Raw genomic sequence first — 25,152 nt, forward strand, 5'->3', positions numbered from 1 at the left:
GTGTACCCATGACCAGGTCACGCAGCTTGCCGCCACGTTTGCTGGGAGCAGGCTTCCGTGGCTTTTCCCTGCTGCCGCTGGCGATCTCATTTGTCGTGCTGGTGTGCCTGTCGCTGCTGGCGATCCAGCTGTGGATGACCTTGCGCGCACGCGAAGTGCAACTCAATGAAGCGGGGCGCGAAAGCGCCAACCTGGCGCAATCTGTTGCGCAGCATGCTTATGACACCATCAAGGAGGCCGATACGGTGCTGGTCGGCCTGGTGGAGCGGGTGGAAACCGATGGTGTTTCCGATCCTGAGCTGGCCCGCATGCACAAGTTGCTGGTGAGCCGTGTCGCCGAGCTGCGTCAGTTACACGGCATCTTCATCTATGCCAGGGATGGCAGCTGGCTCGTGAATTCTCAGAAAACGCTGTTGAGCAATCTGAATAATTCCGATCGCGATTATTTCCAATACCATCGAACGCATGCTGATCAGGGGCCGTATGTCGGTCCTCCCGTACGCAGCAAATCGACGGGACACTGGATAGTCACGGTGTCGCGGCGTATCAATATGCCTGACGGAAGTTTTGGCGGCGTGGCGCTGGCGACCATCGACATGAATTATTTCAGGCTGTTTTATGAACGTTTCTCAATAGGAAAAAAGGGCGCCATTTTCATCGCGAATGGAAAGGGCATTCTTTTATTGAGACGGCCGTTCGATGAAAGTTTGCTGGGTCGCGATCTTTCGCAATTTCCCCTATTTCATGATTATTTGCCCAAAAGTCCCGTTGGCACGGCAGTGATCAAGTCGCGAGTCGATGGCGTGACGCGTATCAATAGCTATCGAAGAGTCGAGGAATATCCGCTGGTCGTTTCTGCCGCGCTGTCGCAGGATGAAGTACTCGCCGAGTGGCATCTCGACATGATTTTGCAGAATGCGGTGGGGGGCGTATTGGTATTGCTGATTGCCTTCATCGGATACCGCGTGGTGCGGCAGATCGATTTGCGGGTCAGGAGCGAGGCGGGATTGGTCGAGGCGCGTAATGAACTGGAAATGATCAATGAAACCCTGGCCCGCCTTGCCAACCAGGATGGGATGACGGGGCTGGCGAACCGGCGCCACTTCGACCAGTCGCTGCTTGCCGAGTTCAGCCGTGCGCAGCGTGAGGAGAGCTCACTTGGGTTGGTGTTGATCGATGTCGATTTCTTCAAGCAATACAACGATATCTATGGCCATGTGGCCGGCGACGAGTGCCTGAGAAAAATCGGCAAAGTGGTTGCCTACAGCATGCGCAGACGGGGGGATCTTGCGGCGCGCTACGGCGGCGAGGAATTGGTCATTTTATTGCCTGGGACGGATTTGCCTGGCGCTTTGGCGGTGGCGGAAGGCGTCCGGCAAGCAGTGCAATCGCTGGGAGTCGAGCATAGTGGCAATCCCCTTGGCGTGGTGACGGCCAGCGTCGGCGTGGCGGCTTTCATGCCGACGCACCTGGAAAACCAGGCGGTCGAGTTGGTTGAGCTCGCTGATAAGGCCTTGTACAAGGCCAAGGCATCCGGAAGAAATCGGGTCTGTTATGCATCGTCTTGCGAGCCTGCCGAGCAGGCCGTGACTGCTTTTGCATTTCGATAGCCATTTTTGAAGGTGGAGGAGCGGGCCGTACTTGTCGCTACTGCTCGCCGGCGCCCTGAGGCAGGCCTTCGTTTTATCCGCGCCAGGCAGAGCCCGGTTTAGCAGATTGCTCCATACGTGCCTTTTCCCGTGCGCAGGTCGAGTCCGAAATAGCATTCGTATGCTGCCCCTTTTGTATGAACGCAGGTAATATCTCCTCTGCGCCGCTCCCGGTAATCCGCTGAGGAGCTGCAGGCCTGCTCCTGTTGCACATCGGGGCCGAGCTGGGCAAACAGTTCCCGTGCCAATTCCCCTTTGACCATGATTGCCACTTTCCGGTCGTTTCGCGTGGGCGGCAGCATGTCGGACAGCGTTCCGCCATAGATCTGATAGTCACCACGCAATGGCCTTGGCTCGCCAGTCCACTCCCGCGGCTTGTCGGCCGCATGTGCCGTTGAGAATAGAGCGAGCGCCATGGCGCAGCATGCAAGCCGAGTACTCATCCATGCTCCCTGATTTCAATATGAAGATGGTCGTCGTGCCCTTGCAGAGATCGGACGCGCCCACCGGCAATTGTTTTTTGCACCTCGCCATCGTTAAAGAAGACCTTGGTGACCATGGGATGCTGCAAAAACAGTCGTATCAATTTGATGGTGGCGTTTCGGTCATACACGTCATCAAAGCGTGACACGCGTGCGGACTGGCCTTCCAGCCTGTCATTGCGCATGGGGCGTATATCCATTTCAAGGCCTTTTCGGTGGCTCACATGTTTGTCGTACCCTAACCCTTCCGCGATACTGATATTCCCGATGCCAAATTTCCGATCATCAATTGCCTGCCATTCACGTTCGATGTAAAAGATCAGGGTTAGCAAGCTGGGGTGCGCATATTGGGCCATATGGCCGGAATGTGGCAGCCGGTGCAGATTGCCATAGACGTAATACCCGGCACCTTCCGGAGCCTGGGGCAGGATGAAAAACCCGCGCTTGTCTCTGCTCTGGGCTGAACTTCAAGCATGGTCGACTCCGCCAAGTGCAACGGTTGGGGGAGTTGGCATTGTTTCGTATTCCTTTCCACCGGGAATTGCGGTATCGCAAGCAATGGCGAGCTGGAGCGGGGTTTGCCCGTTGCTCTCGGCGGCGCGTGCGCCAGTCTGATCCATGTACAATCGGCAACATATGGATCGACGTATCCGTCCCTTCACTGCGGAGTGCGCTTGAGCGTGACACAAATATTGCAAACCTGGCTGCTGGCCTGGCGGGAAGCTTTCACGTGCGTTGGCCTGGGGCTGCGCGATGCGCGTCATGCGGGGCTGTGGTGGCGCTCCGCGCTGTGGTGCATGGCGGTCGTGGCGCTGTGGCTGGGACTGTATAGCTGCTTCGGTCGTTTTTTTGTCGAACTGAGCGCCATGCTGGCGCTGATATCCGTTACCGGCTTGCTGGGGCTGGGCGTGATGGATGGCGTCGGGACACTGGCCAACGGGCCTGCTACGCTCTCGCAGATGGGCAATATCGCCGGCGGTCTGGGCAGTGCCGCCAAGGCGATGCTGTCGATCGGCCAGATCGCCCTGGCCTTGCTGGCGCTGGCTGGCTTTTTCTATGTGATGGTTTTTATCGTCGGTGCCATCGGCACGGCGCGCTTGCCGTTGCGCTGGCTGTTGCTGGAGCGCGCCAAGGCTGTGGCGGCGCGCCGCTATGCCGCATGGCAGCCACCGGCCGGCCTGGATGCATCCTCCGCGCGCCCTGTCTGGTGGCGGCGCCTGTTGCTGTTGCTTTCCCTGCTGATCCCGATATGGGCCATGTGCGTGCTGATTTCGTACTTGCTGGCCTGGAATGTCCAAATGGTCTACGGCGCGGCAGCCGAAAAGGTGCTCGGCGCGGAACAGCAAGCGGCGTTGCGCCGCGAACAGCGTCCGGCGATTTTTGCCCTCGGATTGCTGTTGTGTTTGCTGATGCTCGTACCGGTCCTCAATTTACTGGTGCCAGCCTTGCTGTGCAGCAGTGTTTGCCATTTGCAGCGCCGCGGCTGGCGCGCAACTGGGTCACCAATCAAAGTGGAATGAACAAGGAGTGAACATGAGTGAACACGCAAGACGCGGCACCCTGGAGCGCGCGATTGAAATTGCCGCCGCCATCCATGCGGGCCAGACGGACAAGGGCGGTGCGCCGTACATACTCCACCCCTTGCGCGTCATGCTGCGCGTCGCGCCCGGTGCTCAGCAGATCGTTGCCGTGCTACATGATGTAGTGGAAGACAGCGATGGAAAAATCACCTTCGACGACCTGGCGCGCGAAGGATTTTCCCGGGAAGTCATCGACGGCGTGCGCGCCGTGACCAAGATCGACGGCGAGTCCTACGAAGCGTTCATCGCCCGCGCGGCCCTGGACCCGGTCGGCAAGGCCGTCAAGCTGGCGGATCTGGCCGAGAATAGCGATTTGTCGAGGATAGATGGGCCGACGCAGAAGGATCTGGAGCGGGTGGAGAAGTATCGGCGGGCTATTAAGCAACTCATATCGCAGCAATGATTCTTGAATACTGAATCGCGGACATGCCCCGTGGTCACCGGGTACGAGCAAGCGCCTTGCGGATGGCCTGCTCGACGGGGCGATCTATCAGCGCCAGGACGATCACCACGGCAGCGGTAACAATCAGTCCCTCCAGTAAAGCAGGATCCGGAAAAAGTCGCTGATTGGCGATGGCGGCAGGTACCGTTGCGCGCTTCCAGAGAAGCAGCAGCAGGGCGGCGCCAGCGGCGAGCAGCATGGCTGGCCGACGATGGTGCAAGCGGGCGATTTGCCCCGTCAGCAGCAATGCGATACCCCACGCAAAAGGATAGGCGCCGTGGTCGAACAGGATCATGCGCTCGTCATAGTAGACGCCGGTGTACCACGCAAAACGGGAGAAGCCGAAAAGACCATAGACGACGAGGGCCACAGCCAGCACGAGGAAACTGGAGGAAAGCAGGCGCGCAATTTTCATGGTTGGGATTTCTTTGTCAATGCGTCGAGATCGCTCCCGGCCAGGTGGCGCTTCTGCGTGGTTACTTTGATGATCTTGCCTTTGCTGACTATGGCTCGCTGGCCATGTATTTTTCTTACCGCCGCTCTTTATGTTCGGGTTGGCCTGATCGGCGTGACCGATAACAACGGAGGCAGACTTGAACGAGGCTAATTACGAGGCAATGGACGCGTGATGAGGAAGCGTGTTATTGGAAAGTTGGCAGACCATTACCATCATTCCAATTTCTGCCATGTCCGTTTTGAAGGGGATTTCACCGCGTTCTTGAAAACCGAGGCTTGCGTAGAAGCGCCGAGCACTTGAATTGGTCTTGAGTACATCGAGCCATACCAAGCTCTCCCCGCGCTTTATCGCCAGGTCGTAAATGTAGCTTAAAAGCTGTTTTCCATAGCCACGCTCGGCCTCGGATTTGAGGAAGTATATCTTTTGGAGCTCTAAACCCACCTCACCGATTATTGGCACCGGCTTCGACAAGTTGATCTTGGAAAATCCTACGACTTTGCCGCCTTCGTCGGAAGCAACAAGCCAGACTTGGTTTAATGAATTCAGCGAACTTTCAAGCGCGCTGGGCGAAAAATCTTGGTCTAAGAAATCCGATATTCCATCAGAGGACCAAATTTCCGAAAAATGCTCTCGATAGGTCTGACAGCCAATTTCACGCAGAGTACTCAGGTCAGCGGTTCCGGCTTCACGAATATTAATCATATTATTTCGATCTAGTGAAAGGGGATGCAATGTAGGACGACCTTGTAAATTGCATCATTCCATCTATCGACGAAAATTCATTGCTTATTTACAAATTTCGTGAGTGAAGGGACATTCCCCTGGGATTTAAATCATGGCATATACCCGATGATCCGCAGGCGAAAGCGGACAAAGCCGATTAGCGCTCTGAATCGCCTCCAGTAGCTTAAGACCGCGATTCTCCACGCGGGAATTTATACCGTACCAGCAGCGTAGGCCCTTTGCCGCCGGATGGCGTCAGCAGTATCTCGTCACCGGGCTGCATCTCCTCATACATCACCGTGCAACAGGTCGGCATCGAGTGGCCGCGCGCGGGATAAACACCAACGTCGGTGTGCAGGGTTGCCGCGCGTACGTCCACGCTGGCCTTGCCGGCCTTTCCTTCTTCTTGCAGCAGCTTGCGCAGTGCGGTGACGAAGTCCCCTTTGCTGAGTCTTGCCGGTGCCTGGGTGGCTTGCGGGCGAGCGGTTGCGTCGTTTTTCATGGCAGTTTCTTTCAGTGATATATTCCCGCCACTATATCATTGGCCGCGAATGTTGTTCGAAAGTTAATTAATGGATTTAATCATTGAAGACCGGACCTAATTTCCGCCATTGATCCGGCCGCCTGACCTCCATCCGGCATCCAACGCCCATATACCCACATAGAACGAGGGGCAGGTCCGCCATTCGGACACGGCCTGAGCAGCTGATATTGTTGCTAGGAAACCGCCTGCGGCGCAAGAGCTAGCCAGAGGAATCGGAGAGGGTTGCGCTTGCAAGCGCAACCCGGTTTTGCGGCGCCGAGCTGCGCTCGCCGAAGTCCCGCAAAACCCCCGCGCCCGTGCCGGACGTGGATTGATGCTCGCGTTTTGCATGCATGGAATAAATAAAAAGGGCCTCCCCGCCAAAACGGGGAAGCCCTTTTTATTTATTCGGTGGTGGATATGGCGGAATCGAACCCGCCGCATGGTCAGGTTTTATGCGGCTTTGAAGGGGTGTGTTGTCATAAAGCTGTCATTCCATAGGTATTTTTATGTTCGCCGCTGTGCTTGACGTAGAATTGACTATCTTCATTTTAAGGGTTTGACATGCGTCGGTTTAGTGAGCGTAACGGATATGCTGATGTGCCAGAAGAAATGTGTCTTGAAACAATGTCAGACCCTCTTAGGAACATGCTTTGGAATGCAATTGATACGTCAGTCTCTTGGGAGAAATATGATCTCATTTCCCAAAGGATGTGGCACAAGTTCTATAAGCTTCCCTTGGATAGTCGCCCGAGTAACCCCGTGTGGAATGGTGCCTCGGACTACACCCCATGCTGGCATGAAATTCGCACCCGATACTTTAAGGCTAACTGGGCTCAGGTCTATGATCATGTCGAATTTTTTTTGCAGGTCGGACCGCTTAAGGCGGATTTCATCAATAGTATTTTGGCCGATGAAGGTGCGGCGTACAGAGTCATTGACGGCCAAATCTGTGCTATCACAAGTGCAGCGGAAATAGCGGCTATCGAGAGTGCAATAAAGCCGAGAGAAAAATTTCAAGCTACTGCGGAGCACTTCCAGACAGCACTTTCACATCTGTCAAATCGAGAAAATCCTGACCTGAGAAATGTGATCAAAGAATCAATAACCGCACTTGAAGCAACCGCAAAAGTTGTCGCAAGGAAGGATAACGCAACCCTTGGCGATGCGCTTGCTATTCTTGAAAAGCAAGGACGTGTGGATGCAACTCTAAAAAAAGGGTTTGGTGCGATCTATGGCTGGACAAATGGGCCGAGCGGTATTCGGCATGCAATGAGTGATAGTCCGCAGCAGATTGATCGTGAAGACGCAAAGTTATATTTGATCCTGTGTAGTGCATTTTCCAACTATTTGGAGGCAGTATCTATTAAATAGCCCTTTTTTCGATATTTCCGAATATGGCTTCAGCTTTTGAGCCTGCCATGCGCTCTGCATCCGGCATCCACCGGCCGTAGACGCGCGCGATCATCGTCCAGTCTTTGTGGCCCATTTGTTTGGCCACCCACATCGGATGCTCACCGGCCGACAGAGAGCACATAGAGGGTCAGAGCACATAGAGGGGCAGGTCCGTCATTCGCACACGGCCTGAGCAGCTGATATTGTTGCTAGGGAAAACCGCCTGCGGCGCAAAAGCTAGTCAGACGAATCGGAGAGGGTTGCGCTTGCAAGCGCAACCCGGTTTTGCGGCGCCGAGCTGCGCTCGCCGAAGTCCCGCAAAACCCCCGCGTCCGTACCGGACGCGGATGCGACACCCGCGTTCTGCATGCATGGAATAAATAAAAAGGGCCTCCCCGCCAAAACGGGGAAGCCCTTTTTATTTATTCGGTGGTGGAGACGGCGGGAATCGAACCCGCGACAATCGTAGATTCTATGCGGGTTGTCGGCAGTTAGCTGCCTAATTGTCGTCGTTAGAGTCCTGCGTCGCGAATTAGTTTCAGCACAGTTGCAAACGGCTCGTCAGTGTTTCCTTTACCTTTTAGGAAAAACTGTGGTACTTCAGGGTGCAGTGGGAAAGCAAGATCGAAGTTGACTCTGTCAAATATTTCTTGAGGAGTCACGCGTCCATCATGATGCAAACTTAACAGGTCAAGATATGATCTTTCAAGCTGCTGATATCTTGCATAGCGAGCTTCTTGGGCAGCCTGCCGATTTATTTTTATTATTTGTTCAGTTTGCCTTGCTCTTGCCTCGTAGTCGTCCAAAACTATATCCCAGTTTGCAAGAAGATATCCAAATTTATCTAAAGTGTAATAATCCCAAATGTCCTCATCTATTGGATTTATTAATAAATTCTTTCCTTCCGCATCTTTCGGAAATCTATTACCTTTATTTAGATTGCAAAGACCGCAAATCCAAATGAAATTTTCCCATAACATTGCAGAGTGAGGATATGTGTCTTTTGGCTTAAAATGATCTACTTGTGAAGCCTCGCTGCCGCCACAAAACATACATCGCTCTCCCTTTCCTGCCAACTGGCCAAGGGTCGCCACCACTGACTCCTCAAACCATTTTGTCTGCCTAGAAGCAGTATAAATTTTATCTGCCGTTACTGCAGGAGTAGCCGACGCAAGGATAAGTTTTGTTTTACTAATTAGTTTTTTCGAATGCTTATCTTCTAGTAATGGTCGCAAGGGAAAATTACGCATTATGCTTCAAGCTCCGGCGTAGGCTCCAACGCTATTTCCAGTTGACTTTTGAGATTTGTAAGTTCAATTTCTTCGGATTGTGGCAATGTGCCAGTTGCTTTTTTCTTTGACGTAAGTTTTTTCCAGCGTTCAATCTGTTGATTGGCCCAAGATGATCGGGTAGAGTCCAGACCAAAGGCTGTTCCGAGTAAGGTTTTCTCGGCACGTCCCCAACGTATCTTTTCATGTTCGTCATCTGATAGCCTTCTAGGTTCACGTGAGGTATCAGTCAAGGAAGGCAGGACAAAAATGCCATTGCTGTCAGCAGCTTGGGCTACAAGCGGACTATGAGTGGTAACTAGGAACTGCATTTTTGGAAAATGCTCTTTCAGCCAATACGGTATATCTCGCTGCCAAGATGGATGCAAATGTGCTTCGATTTCGTCGATTAATACGACTCCTGGTCGATCTACATAAATCGAGCCATCTGGACGATTTTTGAATAAACCATCGTATCCATAGACATCGTATAGGCCATGAACGATATCCAAAATTGTCGCATAGACACTCCGGCATCCATCACTGATATCCCTCATGGGAAGCTCCATGCCACGGGAATCTTTCACGAATACATGATCAACAGTGATGCGGTCGATTTTCATTCCGTAAGGAAGCAATCCGTCGCCAAGCAGTTCTTTAACGGACGCAAGGAGCTTTTCCAAGGCTGGTTGAGAGCTTTCTAATGTCCGAGAGTGATTGGTTTTTAACCAATCTTCACTTTCGCTCAACGCTGCGTCCTCGCGAAATAATGTTACAAATCTGCCAACCGGTCCTCGATCTGCGGCATATCGCATTGACTCTGATGAGTTGCCAGAAAGGCGCCGCATAGGCCCGTAACCAGCAGAGAACCAACCTGACGCATTGCGATTCCACAGGCCTCGATTTGCAGGCACTCGACTACCCTTGAGATTGCGGTTTTCGATTGGTTTCAGTGAGGCATATGCATTGGTTTCAGGATTCTCTACTGAGATTCTCACTCCCGCTTCAAACGAGGCTGCGAGGCTACCTCTGCTCCCTTTACTAGTATCCAGAACTTGGTCGCGGTTGATGAGGATTGTCGTCTCTGCCTTTTTCTCCCCATGAGATATCCATCCGTGTCCCGGACCAATCAATTGCCTACCATCGTCAGGTCCGAGGAGCGCAAGTGCGATTGCTTTCAATAACGTCGATTTTCCAGAAGAGTTGCCGCCCAAAAAAACTGTCCACCCCGCATATGAATCGTCATGACGCTTGAAGTCGAAATTGAGTTTGCCAAACGACCTCACATTTTCTAGTTCGAGTGTTGTGACGTACATAGTTGCTCCGGATGAATTATTTTGAAAGATGTAGCGTAACCTAGAGAAATGATCTTGCCAACCAGTGAATCGACCAATTTTGACATACTTAACGTGGACTAATTATGAATTTAATCACCCAAACAGGTGCTCGGCCTTGCTTCCTGCGCATTGATCCGCATCAGGCATCCAGCGACCATATACTCGTGCAATCATCGTCCAGTCTGCATGCCCCATCTGCTTTGCCACCCACATTGGGTGTTCGCCGGCCGATAGCATCATGCTTGCATAGGTATGTCGTGTCTGATAGGGGTTGCGATACCGCACGCCAGCACTGAGCAGAACTCCTGTCCATAAAGTCTTACGGATCGGCTGGTCGCCCTCCCAGCGGCGTTCCAAGCGCGGATTTTGAAAGACCTCCTCACCCTTCGCCCAGGTGAATGCCTTTTGTTCCTGCAGCGCATGCATGGCGCGTTCCAAAAGCTTGACCTCGCGGCGGCCTGCATTTGTTTTCGTGCTCTCTGCCGCTTTGGAGTGCTGGGTGAGGGCGCGCGTCACCATTACAACACCACGCACGAAGTCCACGTCGGCCCAGTCCAGTGCCACCAGCTCGGACGTGCGCAAGCCTGTCCAAAACGCAAACTGCAACAGGTTGCGGCCCTGTCCAGTTGCGTGCGTGTCAATAGCGGCTTGTTCTTCCTTCGTGAACGGGTCGATATCGTCCTTCGACTGCGGTGCCTCGACCTTGGAATAGCACCAGCGCGCCAGCGGATTGACCTCGATCAGCTCGTCCTCTATCGCGTCGTCCAGCGCCTTGCGCAGCACGCTCTGGATGTTCGCCATGGTCTTGTTAGTCGCGTTCATGGGCTCCAGCTTCGCCCGCACGTCCTTCTTGCGCAGCGCCGACAGCATGATCGTACCGAACCAGGGGATCAGCTGGCCAACGACGATCTTGCGATAGCCGTTGTATGTGCTGGCCTTGAGGTGCTTTTTCTGCCTGTCCAGCCACTTGTCCAGAAACGCTTCGACGGTCTGGACATCGCCCACCTGGTCGGCAAACTTGACCGCATTGGACGATTGCGGGAAGGTGGCCGTGTAGTCAAAGCTGTTGGTGGCAATCGCGTGCAGGATCGCCGCCCGGTGGTTCTCGGCCCGTTTCAGATTAGCGGAGGTGGGCTTGAGCGCGATCCTTTCCCTGCACCTGGTGCCGCGATACATGAAGGTGATTTCGATGCTGCTTTCCGATGCAGCTTTAACCCCTCGCCCGTCTCTACCCATGATTCATATCCTTTTACGTCAATTAAAATTCGATTGTCTGGCGCTTTAATCCAGACGGCGTCTTGCGGCCAGATCCCGTCCCGGATCTTTGTTCTGATCGCGTCAGGCGTGTAGCCTGATTCGCTGGAAAACTTCGGTATGGTCATGTAGCGAAGCATTTCTTTTTCCCATTCTTGAAATCGGTTTGTACCGCCAAAGCAAACGCTTCGGCCTCCGTGTATTGCTGCACCTCAGCGCCAGGCTTGCGGTAATCGCGCAGTCGGCAAAATTCGGTGTACTGGTCCATCTTTTTAGTTTGTGGTTCGCTTTGTTGACTGGATAGCTTGTGGGTCACGTCGTCTCCATTACCGATTCGATAAAGATGCGCGCTTGCTCCGCGTTGATCGCGTTGCCGTAGGCGCGCAGGCGTCCCACTCGGGCGGGAGCCCCATGAGCCAGCGGGAATGTGCTGGGTTCAACTGGCCGCCACCTTCCATCCCGGCATGTAAGCCAGTCAGCAGATCGCCAGAGGCCGTTAACCGGGCCGGGGAGTCCATCGCCAGCATCGCAAAGTCGTTCAGATTGGAGCCGTGCCGTGTCTCTCCCATTGCCCGACAGGCCTGGCCTCCACCCGTCGAGTCGCTTGCCTGTGGCGTTGGCCAGCCCGCCAGATAGGCCTGGCGCGGTAGCTGGTCGACCCGGTCCTTGCCGTCTCGCTGGGCTACCATGCCGGGCGTATCCTTGTGGTCCCGTGTCGTTGGTGTAACCCACCCAGTAGGTGCGGTCGCGGATGTGCGGCGCGCCGATGCTCGCAGACGGGAACGCGACCGCCCCGAAGGTGTAACCCAAGGCTTCCAAGTCATCTTGTACAAGGTCGATCCAAGCATCGACGTCCTTGCCTGCAACCTGTTCTCCAAAGACTGCTGCAGGGCGCGACTCGCTGATAAGGTGCTGGAAGGCTGGCCACAGGTGCCGCTGGTCATCAAACCCAGTTCCTTTGCCTGCCGAGCTGAAAGGCTGGCACGGGCAACTGCCTGTCCAGACTGGTCGCGCGTCGTCCCATCCTGCGCGACGAAGAGCATAGGACCAAACTCCAACGCCAGCGAAAAAGTGGCATTGCGTGTAGCCGACGAGCTCGTCGGGACAAATATCTTCGATCGATCGTTCATCAACAATTCCCGGCGCTATGTGGCCGGCCTTTATCAGGTTGCGCAGCCAAGCGGCTGCGTATGGGTCAATTTCGTTGTAAAAAGCGCTCACCGGGATAGCCTCAGCTTGCGAGTTCCGCACCCGGCGCGGCAGCGCTTGCAGACTGCAGCGCAGCCAGCGGCACCGCACGGAACATGCCCAGCCACTGATGATCCAGCTCCACCCAAGCGTGCAGCTCGCCATTGCCCACGTCGCGGCGCAGGTCGTTGACGGTGCCGGCTTGGTAGCCTTCGTCGGTATCGAAGGTCACGCGGTCGCCCAGGGCGATTTGCCGCGGTGAATTGGTCGAGGTGTTCAGCATTGCGGTGCTCCTTTCAGTTTGGCGGTAACGCCGCACACGCCGAAGTGGTCGAGGGCGGCCTGGATCGCGTCGCCGCTGGAAGCGGCAATCGCGGCGTATTCAAAGCGTTCTGTTTGCGTGCGAACGATCACGGCATAGGTGCTCATGTGCCATTTCCTTCTTGGGGTGAGTTGTCAGGGACGATCAGCCGGGGATATGGGCAGGCGTTGACGGCCGCCCAGGCTGCAATCAGCGCTCTTTTTGCCTCGTCGGGCAGATCGGGCACGGGTGCCGCCGGCGGCATGGCCGGGGCAGGGCGGTCGGGGTGCGTACAGTTATTTACACGAGTCCGAGGAACGGCAACCCCAACAGCCACCCCGCGCCCGCTTGTGGCCTGTACCGGCGTCCACGTATGGCGCACGGACTTGAAGACCACGCCAATGAGGTTGCTGCAGCGCACGCCGTAGGGCGTGGTGCGCAGCGTTTCGCCGTAGCGGCCGATGACGGTTTTTTCGTCCTTGGCCAGCGTGACGACCAATTCCTTGCGCGGCACCAGGGCGCCGCCCTGGGCGCGCAGGTATTCGGCCCAGCAGGCGCGCTTTTCGCCGTCGATCTTTTGCACGGCGTTCCAGGCGCGGCGCATGGCGGCCGGGGCTTCGTTGAGCATGCTTTCCTCGATGCGGCGCAGTTCGCGCCACACGGTGACGGGCGCGCCGCCCCATTGCTGGAATTGGCGGATGCCCCAGCACGCGGCCCAGGACTCGACGCGCGCCGATGGCGTCAGCTCGACATCGCCTTCGGTGTCGGCCGTGACGACATAACCTTCTTTCGTCTTGTGCTCGGCCACGCCGTCGATGTTCTTGGCCACGTACTTGGCGATGTAGCCGGCGGCGCTGCCCTTGGCCCAGTCGATGCGTTTCACGTCCAGGCGGCGCGCGAAGGCGCCCGGTTCGCCACGGTCCACGCGCCAGGCGTAGCGCTTCATGATGCGGATGGCGCGGCCCGCCACGTCCTGCAGGTGGGCCGTCTTGTATTTCGCGGTCGGGCGCACGAACAGCAGCAAATGCCAATGCGGGCAGCCGTCGTGATGCGGCTCGGCGATGCGAAAGCCGTACAGGCCGATGCCACGGCGCGCCAGCGCGGAGCGGCACAGCGACGTCATCTTGCCCAAGTACGCATTCGCCTCGCGCGGCGTGGAGCCGTCGAACTTGTCGTTTGGCTTGCCGCTGTGCTGCATGGCGTGGAAGCGCGATGGGCATGTCCAGGTGATAAAGATGCCTTGGTCGCCGCATTCACGGGCGATCTGTTCAAAGCCGTTGATGCGCAACATCAACTCGCCGCGCCGGATGGCCTTGTTCGCTGTCGTTTTCTCGGCCAGCTCGGCGATGCTGAATTGCTGGCCGTTCTCGTTTTGCACCAGGGTGGCCGCCAGCGCCGCCGCGTTGCGGCGGTTTTGCGCCAAGCGTGACAGCACCGCGTCATTGCTGGCGTAGGGTTCGCCGCGATAGTTGACGTAGCCCAGGCGGATATTGCCGGCCTCGAAAGCGCGCTTGACGCGCTTGCGCAGTTGGCGGCGCCACCAACGGGCATCCACCAGGCGGGCGATGGTCTCGGTCATCGTGTCGAACTCGGGCAGCTCGATGCCATACGAGGCGCATTCGTCTTCCATGATCTGCAGGGCGTGCGTGTTGGACACGGCCATCCACAGCATTTTGGTGACGCCGGCCGCTGCGCGCTCGGCGGTGGCTACGATGTCGGCATCGCTCTGCGACAGGTCGACGCCGGCCGGCACGTACTGTTCGGCAAACTCGCGCACAAAGCTGGTGGCGATGGATTCATAGACTTTGTACCAGGACGACCAGACCATTTTTGCCATGGCGGCCGTGATGACGCGGTTGCGCCATTTGAACGGGATACGGGCCAGCTCGGGCGCGAACTGAGCGGATCGCAAGAAGGCTTCGTGACGCTGGGCGTCAGGCAGCAGGATTTGTTTAGATTGCATTCAACAGTCTTTCGTACACACGGATAGCGGCAGAGGTGGCGGCGCGCAGCGCGATGCGCTCTTCCTCGGTAAAGGAGTGGATGGGCGATTCCCAGCGGTCGGCGTCCATGCCGGCGGCGATCAGCACGGAGCGGCGCGCGCCGCGCGGCGACAATCCCCAGGCCTGGGCCATGAAGGGCGCCAGGCTGCGCGGCTTGATGCTGCGCAGCTGGGCCTTGGCTTCGGCGATGGCGGCCAGCGCATGCCCGGCGCCTGGTGGCGTCGGCATATCCTTGTCGCGCGCGGCCAGAATCTCGGTGGCGGGCTGGAAGGACAGGTGATTGTCGATAAGGGACGCCGGCATGCTTCAGTCCTTGATGAAGCCAATGGCCCGCAGCACGCCGGGGGCAATGACGATCAGGAGCGATAGCAGCCAGATGCCGCAGGTTTTGGCCAGGCGCAGCATCAGCGTGCCCCTGGCTTGAGAAAATGTTCTGCCCAGTAGGGGAGCGTGTGCGATGTGCCGCAGCAGTGTCGGGAACCCGCTTCAGTGGCGAAAATATAGTTCACCTCGATGGGCAGCTTGCCGACCAGGGCACGTTGCTTGGCTGGCGCGAAAAAGCCGTCACGCTCCAGTGCCTGCGCATCGCTGACGATGAAGGTCAGATTGGCGGCGCCATAGGCGTGGTAGGTCTTGGCAATCTCATGGATATGGGCGGTCAGCGCCGCGATGTCGATGCCCGCGCCAGCTTGCAGCAGAAAACACGTTGGCGCTACGGGGACAATACAATTTTGCAAGGTCGGGCGGATCGTGCTTGATGCCATGGATTTGTCGGCATGACTAGTGGCGTGCAGCGTGTTTTCCATCGGTTTTCCTTATTTCAGGTTGAACGAATCCCGCACGCTCAAAAGGGAGCGCTGCAGGGCACAGCAAAAGAGGGGAGTTACGGCGGCCGGGCTACGGCGGCGCGAGGAGCGGGATAGTCATCAGCAGCCCGCAGTCAGGTCCAGGGCCAGCTGGCTGGTGGCCGCCGTGCGCGCATGTTGGGACATCGGGATGCGGATATCCGGCTTGGGCATGGCGGAAAGCGAGAGGGTGCGCAGTACTTCCAGGCCGGCCACGAAGGAGTGCCCGCAGTCGGGGTTCTGGCACATGTAGGTGATTTCCTTGAACATGGCGGACATCGTGCGGCTTTTGACAGCGCGGACGGTGTATTCGCAATGCGGGCAGGGCAGGCCGATGACTCTCATTTCAGCTTTCTTTCCACTTGGTACAGGGCGCGACCGCGACCCGTCATGTTTTTTGATTGCTTGCGTAAGCGCGACTTGACGAGCCATTCGGCCGCCTGATCGATACTTGCCAGCCCCTGGCGTTGACGCACGAGTTCCAGCACCGCGCGCTCTTCGTCATTGAGGTGAATTTGATGGTCTGGCATTTTCTGTAACTTTAGAGTTGCTCAAAAGTGACTCGGTTTAAACGCTGCGACGCTGTACGCTGTCGATGGTGGCGTCATCCAAGGCGATCACGGCCAAGGCTTCACGCATCACGATCTGGCGCACCAGCACCGCAAGCTCTTCGCCCTGGTAGTTGGCGATCGAGGAGACAAGCTGGTGCTCGTAATCGTCCAGGCGCAGTGCGACTGTATGTTTGCGAATACGTTTTGCATCGGGGTACATGACGTTGTCCTTAGTGGGTGGATTTGGAGGTGAGTTCGCGCTTGTAGTCGGCGAGGCCGCGCAGGATCAGAAAGCGAAGAAACCAAGCCCTAGAGCGTTCAAGTTTCTCTGCGTAGCCCTCCACCTCGTCCACCTCATCAGGCGTCAGGCGGACGCCGAGTGGCCGAGAAGTGACGCCCTTGGCAGTACGCCCGACTTTTGACAAATTATTCATAATGTTATGATCTGTAATCGCTACGGAATGGCGTAAATATATCACTCATTTGAGTGATTTGGAAAGGTATTTGTACTCAAATGAAGTATTTTTTTGATCGTCTCAAGGAAGAACGAAAGCGCCTCGGCCTCAATCAGGACGAGTTTGCTGCCCTTGGTGGAGTAAAAAAGGGCGCCCAGTTCAACTATGAAAATGGCTCGCGTACCCCAGACTCCGACTACTTGGCCGCTGTCGCTGGGGTTGGGGTTGATGTGCTGTATTTGTTGACAGGAGAACATGCCACCTCATCGCTGCCAACCGATGAGCATGAATTGTTGATGGGGTATCGCAAATTGGATCTTCGCTCGAAAGCACGGGTTCTTGGGGTCGTCGAGGGAATTATCGAGTCCACCAACGAATCAATGTCGGCTGCAGGGAAAGTTCATGCACAGACAATTGTTCATGGTGAAATTGGCCAGCAAGTTCATGGGGATATTGTTGCCCCTCAAACGATCAATGTTGGGCGTAAAAAAAAATAGGCAAGGGAAGCGCTGGAAACAGAAAAAGTCTCCAATGCAGAAGTTGGCAAATCAATCAAATATTTTTATATTGTCCTTGCTTACGTTTGCCTGCGTTTGGTCATTTTTCAAATGTGATTTGATGCTCTCGACGACTAAGGGCTTTAGAAGTTCATGCTATTTTAATAATGACGCCCATTCGACTGATATTGGCGTCATGAAAGTACGAGAAGTCAAGAGTGACTGTGTGTCGCCTTCAATAATCACGCATTGTTTTATTGAAATGTTACAATGATTAACGACTAATATTTTTCTTGCCTGGCATACATCTGTGACTACAAAAAGAAAATCATATCGAAGCCGGTGCTTGGAAAGAGACTTGGCTACAGCTAAACGATCGAACCGAAAACGGTTACGCAGGAAGTGGCGAAAGTACAATCCTGATAAGCGAAATCTGATTCGTCATAAGGTGAAGCTGAATCAAAACGTGATGGTTTTGGCCGATCATAATGGTAAAACTACGATTTTGGCGCCCGTATCTCTCAACTTTAAAGATGGGGCAGAGGATACAATTGTATTTTTGGCCACACTTCGTCAAGAAGTGTTGAAGGGGCGGGTAAAAAACATTCTAATTGATCTCACATCGTTAGAAGAGATTTCTCCTGCTGCCGCAGTGGTATTGCTCGCTGAGCTGACACGCTGCATCTATTACGCGGGCAAGATTAAGAAAATCATTGGGAATTATCCGAAGACAGATCGTGCTGCGCAAGTACTTGTTGATATCGGTTTTTTCCGTGCATTTGGTGCGAAAACACCAAAATGTACCCTTGAGAATCATGGTCGAGTGTACATTAAGACAGTGTTCGGCAACCGGAGCGATGGGAGGTATACTTCAGGTTTGCTAAAGCAGTTCGAGGAGGTTTGTGGGCTTCATCCTTTGGCGTCGAAGCGTCTCTACGGCGCACTAATTGAGTGCATGGACAACGTGAAAGGCCATGCATATCCCGAGTTTCCTGGCGTAAGGCCAGACCTTTCGGGCGAGTGGTGGCTTTGCGGATTTGCCGATCCTGTACGTAGGCAAATTGCGATCGTTTTTTATGATCTGGGTGAGGGCATTCCGACGACTATCAAACGCAAGAGATCGGTGCGAATTAGGAGCTACTTGAATTTTACCGATTCGCGCATACTTAAGAGAGCAGTTGAGGTAGGCTTAAGTAGCAAAGATAGTCATCGAAGAGGTACGGGGTTACCATCTTTGAGGCAGTTTGTTGATTTTGCGCCAAGTGGTTTCCTTCGAGTTATGTCTGGACGCGGTGACATTAAATACACGCGGACATCGAAAAAAATTACTTCTCGTGACCTGAAGACTCCACTTCAAGGTTCGCTAATCGTCTGGACTATACAAGAGTCCCAACTGGAGAACGGATCGAGTGACGTCAGCGATTTGGATTTCAATACCGATCCTGTGCAACTAAGGTTTCCATATGACTAAATTATTTCAGCCCTATATTTTTATAAAATCTTTTAGCAAGTTTCCTGGTGGCAGGTACATTAAACATGGACCTTACTCTGGTGAACTTTTTCGAGAGGAGGTCTTGCGACCGCTTCTAATGGCACATGATGTAGTATCGATAGACCTTACAGGAGCAAGAGGCTTTGGATCTTCGTTTCTGGACGAGTCTTTTGGTGAGGTTGGTCTGCAGTTGGGACAGAAGGAAGCTGAGCGACGCCTCATCATTAAGTGTGATGATGACCCTTCAATAGTTGATCTTATATGGGAAAAGATCGAGATTGCCAATTCCAAATAAAAAATAGACTGGCGGATTATGGATTTGTCACTAAGTTTGATTGATGTTTTGAAGATGGGTATACCTGCGATCCTGTCATTCACATTCGGCCGATATTTGTCATCGATTACGAACAGAGAGGCCAGGTTAAAAGATGCACGGCAAAAACTAGTTGAACTCATTAGGAAAATTACCGCCGATTCAATCCTCTATCATTCGACAGTATGTGATCCTAAGAGCGCCGTTAAGGAGGCCGCATTGCTAGACCACTTGCTGCATCAGCTTCGTACGGATCTACAGAATTTGAAGGTTCTTCTTAAAATTGATAGCAAAGAAAAATATGCAGTGCGGGAACTTCATGACCTGTTTGCTGCTGTTACTCGCTACCCGTTCCAACCGGCAGAACGGACTGATGAAATAGAAACACATAGGTTATCTCAAATATCACGTGCATGCGAGATACTTGTACAAAAAGTCAATCGGTGACGGATTGGATCATTGGCATCGTGAGTATCGGAAACGCGGTGAACTGAAGAGCATCACAGGAAATATGGTGAGATGTGAACTTGTGGAGAGTTTTACTCTTTCTACAACTCGAATCCTTCTACTCTGTACTTGAGTAGCCGCCTACCCTATGCACGGAGTCAAAGCCGTTTATAGGTCATGTCAAATTGCTGAGCCGCCATTACTGTTAACCACCCCGGCTTGCTTCGGAACTCGCGGCTTTTCGCTGTTTTCAAGGATGATTTCCCGCACCTCTTCAATATGCTTCCACGCATGCAGCGCCGCCCGCTTGGCGGCCTGTTTGCTCTTGTAAATGTGCTCCAGCGTCTTGAGCGTGCCCGTGGTACCGGCCTGCTCCTGCCCCGCCTTTTTCTTCTTCGCCGCCACGTCCTTCCACCTGGCCACCACGCCCGTGATGCCCTCGTCCGGGTCATTCTCTTCCTCTCGCTCAGCCTCCACCGCTTCCGTCTTCGTTTCAAACTCCACCCGCGTGGTAAAACCGTTGCCGCCCAGGCTATGCGTGACCTTGACTGAAAGCCACTCAGTGGCGTCGATCTCGGGCTTGAAGCCCTTCACCGTCACGGGCGATTGCGGGAACACGGCCGGGTTGCCCAGGGCCAGGCTCATTTCAAAGGTAGCCAGGCCGCGCAGGATGCGCTGCCATTCGGCCACGGCCGCCGCGCGCGCGTCCGTTTCGTTGGCGAAGGTGGTGCGCAGGCGCTTGCTGTTGCCGGGCACGCCGGCCACGACGCTGCGGCGGCGCGCGTAGCGCTCGTCATGCCAGAAGGCGCGTACGCCCGTGTAGGCGTCGCTCTCGGCGCTGTGGTAACGGTGGCCGTCGCCCAAGGAGCGCGTGATGGGGATGACGGGCAGCGCCTTACCGCTGGCGGTGCGGCTCTGGTTGATGGGGATGAAGAGCAAGGTGTCATTTTTGACAGTGGCCACCGCGTCGTATTTCCTGCCCAGCCGGCGCAGGAAGGCCGCATCGCTTTCGTGGGTCTGGTCAATGTGTTCGACGGCGGTGTCGCGCAGGCGCGCCGATACGCCCGACGCCAGCTCATTGCGGAAGGCAATCGCCTCGATGATGGCGCCCAGGGTGGTCTTGTGAAAGCTGTGTTCCTGCTGCTGTTTAAACGTGTCGATCAGGTTGGCCGATCTGGCGCGCAGGGTGATGGTGTCGGGCGCGCCACTGTGCTCCACCTCGTCGACGGTGAACTTGCCCATGTCCACCAGGCCCGTGGCTTGCCAGCCCAGCGCCAGGGCGATCTGCGCGCCGCGCGGAGGCATGGCCAGCTTGCCGTCGCTGTCATCCAGCGAGATATCGAGCTGGTCGCTTTCGTCGCCACGGCACAGCGTCAGGGTCAAATTAATCAGCCGCGGCGAGACGATGGCCGTCAAGTCCTTGTCCTCGATGCTGACCTTGAAGGCGGGGATATGCTCGCTCATTTGAATTTGTCCGCCGCGCTGCCGATGGCGCTGCTGATGCTGCCGCCGATCTTGTCTTTCATGTCGTTGACTACGCCGCCGTATTTCGACGTGATGCCGCCGACCACATTGCCCACCACACTGCCCACGGCATTCTTGGCCGCGCCCGCAATGCTGCTGGTCATGCCGTCGATGCTGAGCATGTTTTTCAGGTCGCCGATGTCGCCCAGGCCCACCATGGCCAGCACGCCGTCGTCGTCGCGCTTGAGCGCAATCGAGAACTCGACGCGGCGTGCGCCGCCGCTGCCGTCGAGCAAGGTGCGGCCCTCCGTCATGCTGGTGATGCGGTACGAGCCGAGAATGCGGCCCGTGCCCTGGATCAAAATCCACGATTTACCAGTGTCGGCCATCATGCGCAGCGCATCGAGCGAGTATAGGGAGCCGGTAAGTTCCGGCGCCACCCAGCCAGACAGGGTGATGGTGTCGTCGCCTGGCCCCACGTATTGATGCGCATCGCGCAGGCCCACGCGGGCCGTGCTGGCATGCTTCCATTCTGTTTGCCGCTGCAGCTCGTGATAGGCCAGCGTTGGCAGGCTGAAAACGAACATTCCTAAAATCATCATCATGGTGGTTTCTCTTTCTTAATCGTGGTCGCGCAGGGAAGAGCGGATGCGCGCCGCCTTTTCACGGTCGCGCTGATCGAGCGCCACGCTCACCGCGCGCGCGATGGCCTGGGGATCGGTGCCGGCCTGCACGTTGAAGGTGATTTCGATCTTGTCGCCTTGAATCGTCATGCCGGCGCCGAATCCGCCCTGTGACAACGGCGCGCGCGTGTCGAAGGCGCTGGCGGGCAAGGCCGTGGCCGTGCCGATGGCAATGCCTGCGCCCAGTTGCGTGAGGCGCTGCGCCAGGCCGGAAACCTTGGCAATGGGCGCGCCCTCGCTACGGTACAGGCCCACGGCCAGCCCCTGCATGGTGTAGTCGCCCAGCTGGGCAAACACGCGGCTTGGGCTGTGGATGCCCAACTTTTCCTTGAACCAGGCAATGGTGCTGGACCCCGCATTGCTGATGGCTTCCTTCACGGCTCCCATCGAGCCGGTGATGCCGTTGACCAGGCCGCGCAGGATGTTGGCTCCGAACTCGGTGAACTGGGCCGGCAGCTTGATGCCGAACCAGCTCATCACGCCCGCGAATGCCTGGTAAAACACGCCTGCGGGTGACCAGTTGATAATCAGGGCCGTGATGCTGCCCATGCCGCCGGCGCAGACGGTGCGCAGGCGCGACCAGATATCGGCAAAGAAGGCGGCGATAGGTTGCCAGGATGCGGTAATGCGCTGCAGGATGCTGGCGCCGAAGTCGGTGAACTTGGCCGGCAGCTCGATGCCGAACCAGCCCAGCACACCCGCGAAGGCACGATAGAACAGGCCCAGCGGTGACCAGTTGGCGATCAAGGCGCTGACGCCGCCGATGCCGCCCGCAAAGGCCGTCTTGATGTGCGACCAGATGCCGGTGAAAAACGCCTTGATCGGTTCCCAGTATTTATAGATCAGATAGGCGGCGCCGGCAATGACCGTGATGGCAATGCCAATCGGGTTCATCAGAAGGGCGCGGCCCAGCCACAGTACAGCGCGTCCCGCCCACATGAAGGCGCTGCCCAGGCCACGCAAGATGGGCGTGAGCACGCCGCCCTTCACGCCCATCTTGGCGAACATGACGTGCAGCATGGCATACGGGCCGATCATGGCGGCAATGCCCAGCATCAGCGGGCCAAGCACCAGCAGCACACCGGCCAGCACGGCAAAAGCGGTAATCATGACCTTGGCCACGGTGGGGTTGCGCTCCATGAAACCGTTCAGGCGCTGCACGGCACTGATGGCCAGTTCCAGCCCCTGCGCATACAGCGGCAGGATTTTCTCGCCCATGGTCAGTTTCAAGTTGGCCAGCTTGGACTGCGCCTCCAGTTCCTTGCCGGCGGCCGAGTCGCGGCCAAGCTTGTCCAGTTGACCAATATCGGCGGCGCCACGGTTGAGCTTTTCGTTTTTGTGGATCTGCACGCGCTGTAAGTACATCTGCGAGTACAGGTTCGACGCCGTGCGGTTGGAAAAGATGCTGCCGATGGCGTCGAGCACGTGCTTTTTCTCCGTGATGCCCTTCTTGGCCAGTTGCGGCAACAGCACTTTTTCCATCCATTCGAACTGATTTTCGCGGAACAGCTCGGAACCCAGCAGGGCGCCGGGATCCAGGAAGGCAATCTGCCCTGCCTTGTCGGGCGTGACTTTGCTTTTGTCGCCGATCAGGCCGAATTCATCCAGTTTTTTGACTGATCGTTTCGTCGTGCGGCCCTGGTACAAGTTCTGGTAGGCGCTCATCAGGGACGTGCCGACGCGGTTGCCGCTCATTTCCTGCACCAGCGGTTCCATCTGGTAGTAAAAGGCGTCATCTTTCAAGCCCTTGGCGGCGATACCGCCCGTCTTGATCATGTTCAGCCATTCATTCGGGCCGACACGCCCGCCCGTGGCGGTAATGACCTGCTGCACGATGTTGGCCTGGGCTTCAAACTTTTCCTTGCTCTCCAGGCCGCCGCGCAGCTCGATGACCTTGAGCATGTCCATGAACTTGCGTTCGTTGTCGGCGCCCTCGGCCTCGCCAAAGAAGGCGTGATTGGCAAACTTCATCTTGGCCAGGGTGGGGGCGACCATTTCCGCGTGGTGTACGTCGGCAAAGGCGCTCATGCCGTCGCGCATGAGTTGCAGGTTGTCGAGCTGGCTGGTGCCGTAGGTCTTCATATTGCGCGCGAAGGCGACGGCCTCGGCTGACACCTTGTCGCCCAGGCCCAGCGCGTTGACCCTGCCGACTTCAGTTTGATAGTGCTTGGCCTCGTTCAATCCCTTGACGACGGGTGCGCCGATGACGGCGCCCGTGGCGGTCGCGCCCGCGCCGGCCATGGCCAGATTGCCCGCCTTGTTGCGCAACTTGTCCGCGTGCTGTGTGGCATTGGTGACGCGCTGCTGCTTGGCTGCCGCGTTGGCCAGCTTCTGCTGCTGCAGCGTCATGGTTTTATTGGTGGCCTCGATCTCGCGACGCAAGGTGCGCTCATGGTTGGCCAGGTCTTTCGTGCCGATGCCGGCGGCGCCCAGGCGCTCGCGCATGACCTGCAGTTGCTGGGCCTGCTGCTGGCCGGCCGTCTTCAAGGCGCCGGCCGCTTTGACGGCGGCGTTAAATTCGCGCGTCATGGCGCGCGTGGGGGCTTCCGCCCGTTTCATCTTGGCGGCCAGGCTGGCCACTTTCTGCTGGGCCGCTTCCAGCTTGTTGCGGGTCGCGTCCAGGCCGCCGTGCAGCTCGCGGAATTTACTGATGTTCTTTTGCTGGGTGTTCAGCTCGCGCAAACGGTCACTGGTCGCTTTCAACGCCTTGGCCGTGTCGCTGGAGCCGCCCATGATTTTTTTCAGCGGGCCGGTGATTTTGTCTAGTGCCGCAAACACCACCTGTAATTTCAAATCCCGACCAGCCATTTATTCCGCTCCGCTTCGCTGCCGGGCGCGTTCGCGCCAGGCCATCAGTTCATCAATCGTAAAGCCGTCCATCGCTGCCGGCGTCCAGTGAAAGACGCCGGCAATGTCGGCCATGGCGTCTTCTACTTCGCAGGGGATACCGAAAGGCGATCGGCTTTGCTCGCCAAAAAACCGGCAACCTCTGCACCCACTGCCAGCAGGTCGGCCGGGTCCATGTTGGTGATGTCGTGTGCGGTCAAGGTCGGCTCGGTGATGCGGGGCAGCACGATCTGCAGGGCCGACACGTTCAGGTTGGCCAGCTCGATCAGGGAAATGCCGCGCAGGGCGCCCGCCTTGGGCTTGCGCACGGTCAGCGAGGTGATGAAGGTATCGCCGCGCTTGATCGGGTCGTCCAGTTCGATGACTGCTTGGTTTTGGATATCGTTGTGCATGGTGTTGTCCTTGTAGGGTAGTGGTGAGTAAAAAGGGATTACAGGCCGATGGCCTTGCGGATGGCCGCATTCGTGTCGCCGCCGCCGAAGTTCTCGGTGCCGCTCATGAAGTCCAGTTCGATGACGGTGGCGCCGTCGATCAGCAGCTTGTAATAGCTGCAGGCCATGGTGTATTTGTGGGTGGTGTCGTCGCCCATCTTGGCGCCGCCCATATCGATTTCCTTGTAACGGCCGCGCACGACGACCTCGACGGCGGCGACCGTGCCGTCATCGTCTTCCTGGTAGGCGCCGGCAAAGCGCAGTTGCACGGCGCCGTGCGTGTGCGCGCCGTACTGTTTCAGGGCTTCGGCGATCAGGCCGCCGCCGCTCCATTCCAGCGACAGCGCCTCGTTGCCGAAGTCCACGGACACGGGGCCGCTCATGCCACCGGCGCGGTACTCTTCCATCTTGCGGCTCAGCTTGGGCAAGGTGACTTCGGGCACCATGCCCATGAAGGAGACGCCGTTCTGGAACAGGTTGAAGTTTTTCAGTTTGCGGGGCAGACCCATAATTTCTCCAGTATTT

At 56.4% G+C, this 25,152-nt stretch carries 33 protein-coding genes; 8 read left to right on the plus strand and 25 right to left on the minus strand.

Features of this window, described 5'->3' with window-relative positions:
- Positions 1-8: 8 nt before the first annotated feature.
- The gene (locus P9875_RS07775) at positions 9-1,610 is read left to right on the plus strand and encodes a sensor domain-containing diguanylate cyclase (RefSeq protein WP_278318010.1); all 1,602 of its coding nucleotides are present in this window, start codon (positions 9-11) and stop codon (positions 1,608-1,610) included.
- A 98-nt stretch (positions 1,611-1,708) separates the two neighbouring features.
- Here the strand turns inward: P9875_RS07775 and P9875_RS07780 are convergent, their stop codons facing one another.
- Both P9875_RS07780 and P9875_RS07785 read right to left on the minus strand, forming a co-directional pair.
- Positions 1,709-2,065 (minus strand): hypothetical protein, encoded by a 357-nt coding sequence (locus tag P9875_RS07780; RefSeq protein ID WP_278318011.1) that lies wholly within the window; start codon positions 2,063-2,065, stop codon positions 1,709-1,711.
- Between the two features lie 23 nt (positions 2,066-2,088).
- Positions 2,089-2,463 carry a hypothetical protein gene (locus tag P9875_RS07785; protein WP_423221823.1) on the minus strand — a complete coding sequence of 125 codons (375 nt, stop codon included), beginning with the start codon at positions 2,461-2,463 and terminating at the stop codon, positions 2,089-2,091.
- Between the two features lie 141 nt (positions 2,464-2,604).
- Between P9875_RS07785 and P9875_RS07790 the strand changes: the two genes are divergently transcribed.
- Both P9875_RS07790 and P9875_RS07795 read left to right on the plus strand, forming a co-directional pair.
- Positions 2,605-3,651: a hypothetical protein gene (locus P9875_RS07790; RefSeq protein ID WP_278318013.1), complete on the plus strand. Its 1,047-nt coding sequence runs from the start codon at positions 2,605-2,607 to the stop codon at positions 3,649-3,651.
- Positions 3,652-3,664: 13 nt separating this feature from the next.
- Positions 3,665-4,114: a hypothetical protein gene (locus P9875_RS07795; RefSeq protein WP_278318014.1), complete on the plus strand. Its 450-nt coding sequence runs from the start codon at positions 3,665-3,667 to the stop codon at positions 4,112-4,114.
- Positions 4,115-4,148: 34 nt separating this feature from the next.
- On the opposite strand, the gene P9875_RS07800 is transcribed toward P9875_RS07795, so the two are convergent.
- From P9875_RS07800 to P9875_RS07810, 3 genes are all read right to left on the minus strand, one after another.
- Positions 4,149-4,568 carry a hypothetical protein gene (locus tag P9875_RS07800; protein ID WP_278318015.1) on the minus strand — a complete coding sequence of 140 codons (420 nt, stop codon included), beginning with the start codon at positions 4,566-4,568 and terminating at the stop codon, positions 4,149-4,151.
- Positions 4,569-4,760: 192 nt separating this feature from the next.
- Positions 4,761-5,312: a GNAT family N-acetyltransferase gene (locus tag P9875_RS07805; RefSeq protein WP_278318016.1), complete on the minus strand. Its 552-nt coding sequence runs from the start codon at positions 5,310-5,312 to the stop codon at positions 4,761-4,763.
- A 205-nt stretch (positions 5,313-5,517) separates the two neighbouring features.
- Positions 5,518-5,835, minus strand: a complete 318-nt coding sequence (locus P9875_RS07810) for an HNH endonuclease (protein WP_278318017.1) — start codon at positions 5,833-5,835, stop codon at positions 5,518-5,520.
- Between the two features lie 585 nt (positions 5,836-6,420).
- Here P9875_RS07810 and P9875_RS07815 point away from each other — a divergent pair.
- Positions 6,421-7,230: an AbiJ-NTD4 domain-containing protein gene (locus P9875_RS07815; protein WP_278318018.1), complete on the plus strand. Its 810-nt coding sequence runs from the start codon at positions 6,421-6,423 to the stop codon at positions 7,228-7,230.
- 533 nt (positions 7,231-7,763) lie between these two features.
- Here P9875_RS07815 and P9875_RS07820 read toward each other — a convergent pair.
- The 14 genes from P9875_RS07820 to P9875_RS07885 form a co-directional block, all read right to left on the minus strand.
- Positions 7,764-8,501 (minus strand): HNH endonuclease, encoded by a 738-nt coding sequence (locus tag P9875_RS07820; RefSeq protein ID WP_278318019.1) that lies wholly within the window; start codon positions 8,499-8,501, stop codon positions 7,764-7,766.
- A complete protein-coding gene (locus P9875_RS07825; RefSeq protein ID WP_278318020.1) occupies positions 8,501-9,835 on the minus strand; it encodes an AAA family ATPase in 1,335 nt (444 codons plus the stop codon). Before P9875_RS07825 ends, P9875_RS07820 begins: the two co-directional genes overlap by 1 nt.
- Positions 9,836-9,949: 114 nt before the next feature.
- The gene (locus P9875_RS07830) at positions 9,950-11,092 is read right to left on the minus strand and encodes an Arm DNA-binding domain-containing protein (protein ID WP_278318021.1); all 1,143 of its coding nucleotides are present in this window, start codon (positions 11,090-11,092) and stop codon (positions 9,950-9,952) included.
- Between the two features lie 142 nt (positions 11,093-11,234).
- Positions 11,235-11,426: a hypothetical protein gene (locus tag P9875_RS07835; protein ID WP_278318022.1), complete on the minus strand. Its 192-nt coding sequence runs from the start codon at positions 11,424-11,426 to the stop codon at positions 11,235-11,237.
- Entirely contained in the window at positions 11,423-12,409 is a 987-nt protein-coding gene (locus P9875_RS07840) for a DNA cytosine methyltransferase (protein ID WP_278318023.1), read from the minus strand. The genes P9875_RS07835 and P9875_RS07840 overlap by 4 nt, the downstream gene beginning before the upstream one ends.
- Positions 12,342-12,581 (minus strand): hypothetical protein, encoded by a 240-nt coding sequence (locus tag P9875_RS07845; protein ID WP_278318024.1) that lies wholly within the window; start codon positions 12,579-12,581, stop codon positions 12,342-12,344. The genes P9875_RS07840 and P9875_RS07845 overlap by 68 nt, the downstream gene beginning before the upstream one ends.
- Complete coding sequence (locus tag P9875_RS07850) at positions 12,575-12,727, minus strand: hypothetical protein (protein WP_162995787.1); 153 nt, start codon at positions 12,725-12,727, stop codon at positions 12,575-12,577. The genes P9875_RS07845 and P9875_RS07850 overlap by 7 nt, the downstream gene beginning before the upstream one ends.
- A complete protein-coding gene (locus P9875_RS07855) occupies positions 12,724-14,562 on the minus strand; it encodes a replication endonuclease (protein WP_278318025.1) in 1,839 nt (612 codons plus the stop codon). Before P9875_RS07855 ends, P9875_RS07850 begins: the two co-directional genes overlap by 4 nt.
- The gene (locus P9875_RS07860) at positions 14,552-14,905 is read right to left on the minus strand and encodes a hypothetical protein (RefSeq protein WP_278318026.1); all 354 of its coding nucleotides are present in this window, start codon (positions 14,903-14,905) and stop codon (positions 14,552-14,554) included. The genes P9875_RS07855 and P9875_RS07860 overlap by 11 nt, the downstream gene beginning before the upstream one ends.
- Before the next feature lie 101 nt (positions 14,906-15,006).
- On the minus strand, positions 15,007-15,408 hold the full coding sequence (locus tag P9875_RS07865) for a hypothetical protein (protein WP_278318027.1): 402 nt from the start codon (positions 15,406-15,408) through the stop codon (positions 15,007-15,009).
- Positions 15,409-15,528: 120 nt separating this feature from the next.
- Complete coding sequence (locus P9875_RS07870; RefSeq protein WP_071079002.1) at positions 15,529-15,792, minus strand: ogr/Delta-like zinc finger family protein; 264 nt, start codon at positions 15,790-15,792, stop codon at positions 15,529-15,531.
- Positions 15,789-15,977, minus strand: coding sequence for a hypothetical protein (locus tag P9875_RS07875; RefSeq protein ID WP_096234259.1), 189 nt, complete (start codon positions 15,975-15,977; stop codon positions 15,789-15,791). Before P9875_RS07875 ends, P9875_RS07870 begins: the two co-directional genes overlap by 4 nt.
- A gap of 37 nt (positions 15,978-16,014) precedes the next feature.
- The gene (locus tag P9875_RS07880; RefSeq protein ID WP_035825594.1) at positions 16,015-16,218 is read right to left on the minus strand and encodes a hypothetical protein; all 204 of its coding nucleotides are present in this window, start codon (positions 16,216-16,218) and stop codon (positions 16,015-16,017) included.
- Positions 16,219-16,228: 10 nt separating this feature from the next.
- A complete protein-coding gene (locus tag P9875_RS07885) occupies positions 16,229-16,432 on the minus strand; it encodes a hypothetical protein (RefSeq protein WP_278318028.1) in 204 nt (67 codons plus the stop codon).
- An 80-nt stretch (positions 16,433-16,512) separates the two neighbouring features.
- Here P9875_RS07885 and P9875_RS07890 point away from each other — a divergent pair, with 80 nt between their 5' ends.
- The 4 genes from P9875_RS07890 (at position 16,513) to P9875_RS07905 (ending at position 19,202) form a co-directional block, all read left to right on the plus strand.
- Positions 16,513-16,950, plus strand: coding sequence for a helix-turn-helix domain-containing protein (locus P9875_RS07890; protein ID WP_278318029.1), 438 nt, complete (start codon positions 16,513-16,515; stop codon positions 16,948-16,950).
- A gap of 358 nt (positions 16,951-17,308) precedes the next feature.
- The gene (locus tag P9875_RS07895) at positions 17,309-18,421 is read left to right on the plus strand and encodes a hypothetical protein (protein ID WP_278318030.1); all 1,113 of its coding nucleotides are present in this window, start codon (positions 17,309-17,311) and stop codon (positions 18,419-18,421) included.
- Positions 18,414-18,737, plus strand: a complete 324-nt coding sequence (locus P9875_RS07900) for an STAS-like domain-containing protein (RefSeq protein WP_278318031.1) — start codon at positions 18,414-18,416, stop codon at positions 18,735-18,737. Before P9875_RS07895 ends, P9875_RS07900 begins: the two co-directional genes overlap by 8 nt.
- Before the next feature lie 18 nt (positions 18,738-18,755).
- Entirely contained in the window at positions 18,756-19,202 is a 447-nt protein-coding gene (locus tag P9875_RS07905; RefSeq protein WP_278318032.1) for a hypothetical protein, read from the plus strand.
- A gap of 180 nt (positions 19,203-19,382) precedes the next feature.
- On the opposite strand, the gene P9875_RS07910 is transcribed toward P9875_RS07905, so the two are convergent.
- Genes P9875_RS07910 through P9875_RS07935 form a run of 6 tightly spaced genes read right to left on the minus strand, consistent with a single transcriptional unit; the run spans position 19,383 to position 25,136 of the window.
- The gene (locus P9875_RS07910; RefSeq protein ID WP_278318033.1) at positions 19,383-20,666 is read right to left on the minus strand and encodes a phage late control D family protein; all 1,284 of its coding nucleotides are present in this window, start codon (positions 20,664-20,666) and stop codon (positions 19,383-19,385) included.
- On the minus strand, positions 20,663-21,271 hold the full coding sequence (locus tag P9875_RS07915; protein WP_278318034.1) for a phage tail protein: 609 nt from the start codon (positions 21,269-21,271) through the stop codon (positions 20,663-20,665). Before P9875_RS07915 ends, P9875_RS07910 begins: the two co-directional genes overlap by 4 nt.
- Positions 21,272-21,286: 15 nt before the next feature.
- Positions 21,287-24,157 carry a phage tail tape measure protein gene (locus P9875_RS07920; RefSeq protein WP_278318035.1) on the minus strand — a complete coding sequence of 957 codons (2,871 nt, stop codon included), beginning with the start codon at positions 24,155-24,157 and terminating at the stop codon, positions 21,287-21,289.
- Positions 24,158-24,271 (minus strand): GpE family phage tail protein, encoded by a 114-nt coding sequence (locus tag P9875_RS07925; protein WP_071650284.1) that lies wholly within the window; start codon positions 24,269-24,271, stop codon positions 24,158-24,160. It abuts the gene before it with no gap.
- A gap of 8 nt (positions 24,272-24,279) precedes the next feature.
- On the minus strand, positions 24,280-24,588 hold the full coding sequence (locus P9875_RS07930) for a phage tail assembly protein (protein ID WP_278318036.1): 309 nt from the start codon (positions 24,586-24,588) through the stop codon (positions 24,280-24,282).
- Between the two features lie 38 nt (positions 24,589-24,626).
- Positions 24,627-25,136, minus strand: coding sequence for a phage major tail tube protein (locus tag P9875_RS07935; protein ID WP_278318037.1), 510 nt, complete (start codon positions 25,134-25,136; stop codon positions 24,627-24,629).
- Between the last annotated feature and the right edge of the window lie 16 nt (positions 25,137-25,152).

This window comes from Janthinobacterium rivuli, assembly GCF_029690045.1.
GTDB lineage: Bacteria > Pseudomonadota > Gammaproteobacteria > Burkholderiales > Burkholderiaceae_D > Janthinobacterium > Janthinobacterium rivuli.

Bases quoted from the DNA above. Each gene is read 5' to 3' on its own strand.
- P9875_RS07935 (WP_278318037.1), bottom strand. From the start codon at position 25,136: ATGGGTCTGCCCCGCAAACTGAAAAACTTCAACCTGTTCCAGAACGGC.
- P9875_RS07825 (WP_278318020.1), bottom strand. From the start codon at position 9,835: ATGTACGTCACAACACTCGAACTAGAAAATGTGAGGTCGTTTGGCAAA.
- P9875_RS07890 (WP_278318029.1), top strand. From the start codon at position 16,513: ATGAAGTATTTTTTTGATCGTCTCAAGGAAGAACGAAAGCGCCTCGGC.
- P9875_RS07905 (WP_278318032.1), top strand. From the start codon at position 18,756: ATGGATTTGTCACTAAGTTTGATTGATGTTTTGAAGATGGGTATACCT.
- P9875_RS07850 (WP_162995787.1), bottom strand. From the start codon at position 12,727: ATGAGCACCTATGCCGTGATCGTTCGCACGCAAACAGAACGCTTTGAA.
- P9875_RS07830 (WP_278318021.1), bottom strand. From the start codon at position 11,092: ATGGGTAGAGACGGGCGAGGGGTTAAAGCTGCATCGGAAAGCAGCATC.
- P9875_RS07815 (WP_278318018.1), top strand. From the start codon at position 6,421: ATGCGTCGGTTTAGTGAGCGTAACGGATATGCTGATGTGCCAGAAGAA.
- P9875_RS07910 (WP_278318033.1), bottom strand. From the start codon at position 20,666: ATGAGCGAGCATATCCCCGCCTTCAAGGTCAGCATCGAGGACAAGGAC.
- P9875_RS07880 (WP_035825594.1), bottom strand. From the start codon at position 16,218: ATGTACCCCGATGCAAAACGTATTCGCAAACATACAGTCGCACTGCGC.
- P9875_RS07855 (WP_278318025.1), bottom strand. From the start codon at position 14,562: ATGCAATCTAAACAAATCCTGCTGCCTGACGCCCAGCGTCACGAAGCC.
- P9875_RS07925 (WP_071650284.1), bottom strand. From the start codon at position 24,271: ATGGCCGACATTGCCGGCGTCTTTCACTGGACGCCGGCAGCGATGGAC.
- P9875_RS07775 (WP_278318010.1), top strand. From the start codon at position 9: ATGACCAGGTCACGCAGCTTGCCGCCACGTTTGCTGGGAGCAGGCTTC.
- P9875_RS07875 (WP_096234259.1), bottom strand. From the start codon at position 15,977: ATGCCAGACCATCAAATTCACCTCAATGACGAAGAGCGCGCGGTGCTG.
- P9875_RS07865 (WP_278318027.1), bottom strand. From the start codon at position 15,408: ATGGAAAACACGCTGCACGCCACTAGTCATGCCGACAAATCCATGGCA.
- P9875_RS07790 (WP_278318013.1), top strand. From the start codon at position 2,605: ATGGTCGACTCCGCCAAGTGCAACGGTTGGGGGAGTTGGCATTGTTTC.
- P9875_RS07920 (WP_278318035.1), bottom strand. From the start codon at position 24,157: ATGGCTGGTCGGGATTTGAAATTACAGGTGGTGTTTGCGGCACTAGAC.
- P9875_RS07780 (WP_278318011.1), bottom strand. From the start codon at position 2,065: ATGGCGCTCGCTCTATTCTCAACGGCACATGCGGCCGACAAGCCGCGG.
- P9875_RS07900 (WP_278318031.1), top strand. From the start codon at position 18,414: ATGACTAAATTATTTCAGCCCTATATTTTTATAAAATCTTTTAGCAAG.
- P9875_RS07810 (WP_278318017.1), bottom strand. From the start codon at position 5,835: ATGAAAAACGACGCAACCGCTCGCCCGCAAGCCACCCAGGCACCGGCA.
- P9875_RS07820 (WP_278318019.1), bottom strand. From the start codon at position 8,501: ATGCGTAATTTTCCCTTGCGACCATTACTAGAAGATAAGCATTCGAAA.
- P9875_RS07870 (WP_071079002.1), bottom strand. From the start codon at position 15,792: ATGAGAGTCATCGGCCTGCCCTGCCCGCATTGCGAATACACCGTCCGC.
- P9875_RS07885 (WP_278318028.1), bottom strand. From the start codon at position 16,432: ATGAATAATTTGTCAAAAGTCGGGCGTACTGCCAAGGGCGTCACTTCT.
- P9875_RS07860 (WP_278318026.1), bottom strand. From the start codon at position 14,905: ATGCCGGCGTCCCTTATCGACAATCACCTGTCCTTCCAGCCCGCCACC.
- P9875_RS07930 (WP_278318036.1), bottom strand. From the start codon at position 24,588: ATGCACAACGATATCCAAAACCAAGCAGTCATCGAACTGGACGACCCG.
- P9875_RS07915 (WP_278318034.1), bottom strand. From the start codon at position 21,271: ATGATGATGATTTTAGGAATGTTCGTTTTCAGCCTGCCAACGCTGGCC.
- P9875_RS07800 (WP_278318015.1), bottom strand. From the start codon at position 4,568: ATGAAAATTGCGCGCCTGCTTTCCTCCAGTTTCCTCGTGCTGGCTGTG.
- P9875_RS07805 (WP_278318016.1), bottom strand. From the start codon at position 5,312: ATGATTAATATTCGTGAAGCCGGAACCGCTGACCTGAGTACTCTGCGT.
- P9875_RS07795 (WP_278318014.1), top strand. From the start codon at position 3,665: ATGAGTGAACACGCAAGACGCGGCACCCTGGAGCGCGCGATTGAAATT.
- P9875_RS07845 (WP_278318024.1), bottom strand. From the start codon at position 12,581: ATGCTGAACACCTCGACCAATTCACCGCGGCAAATCGCCCTGGGCGAC.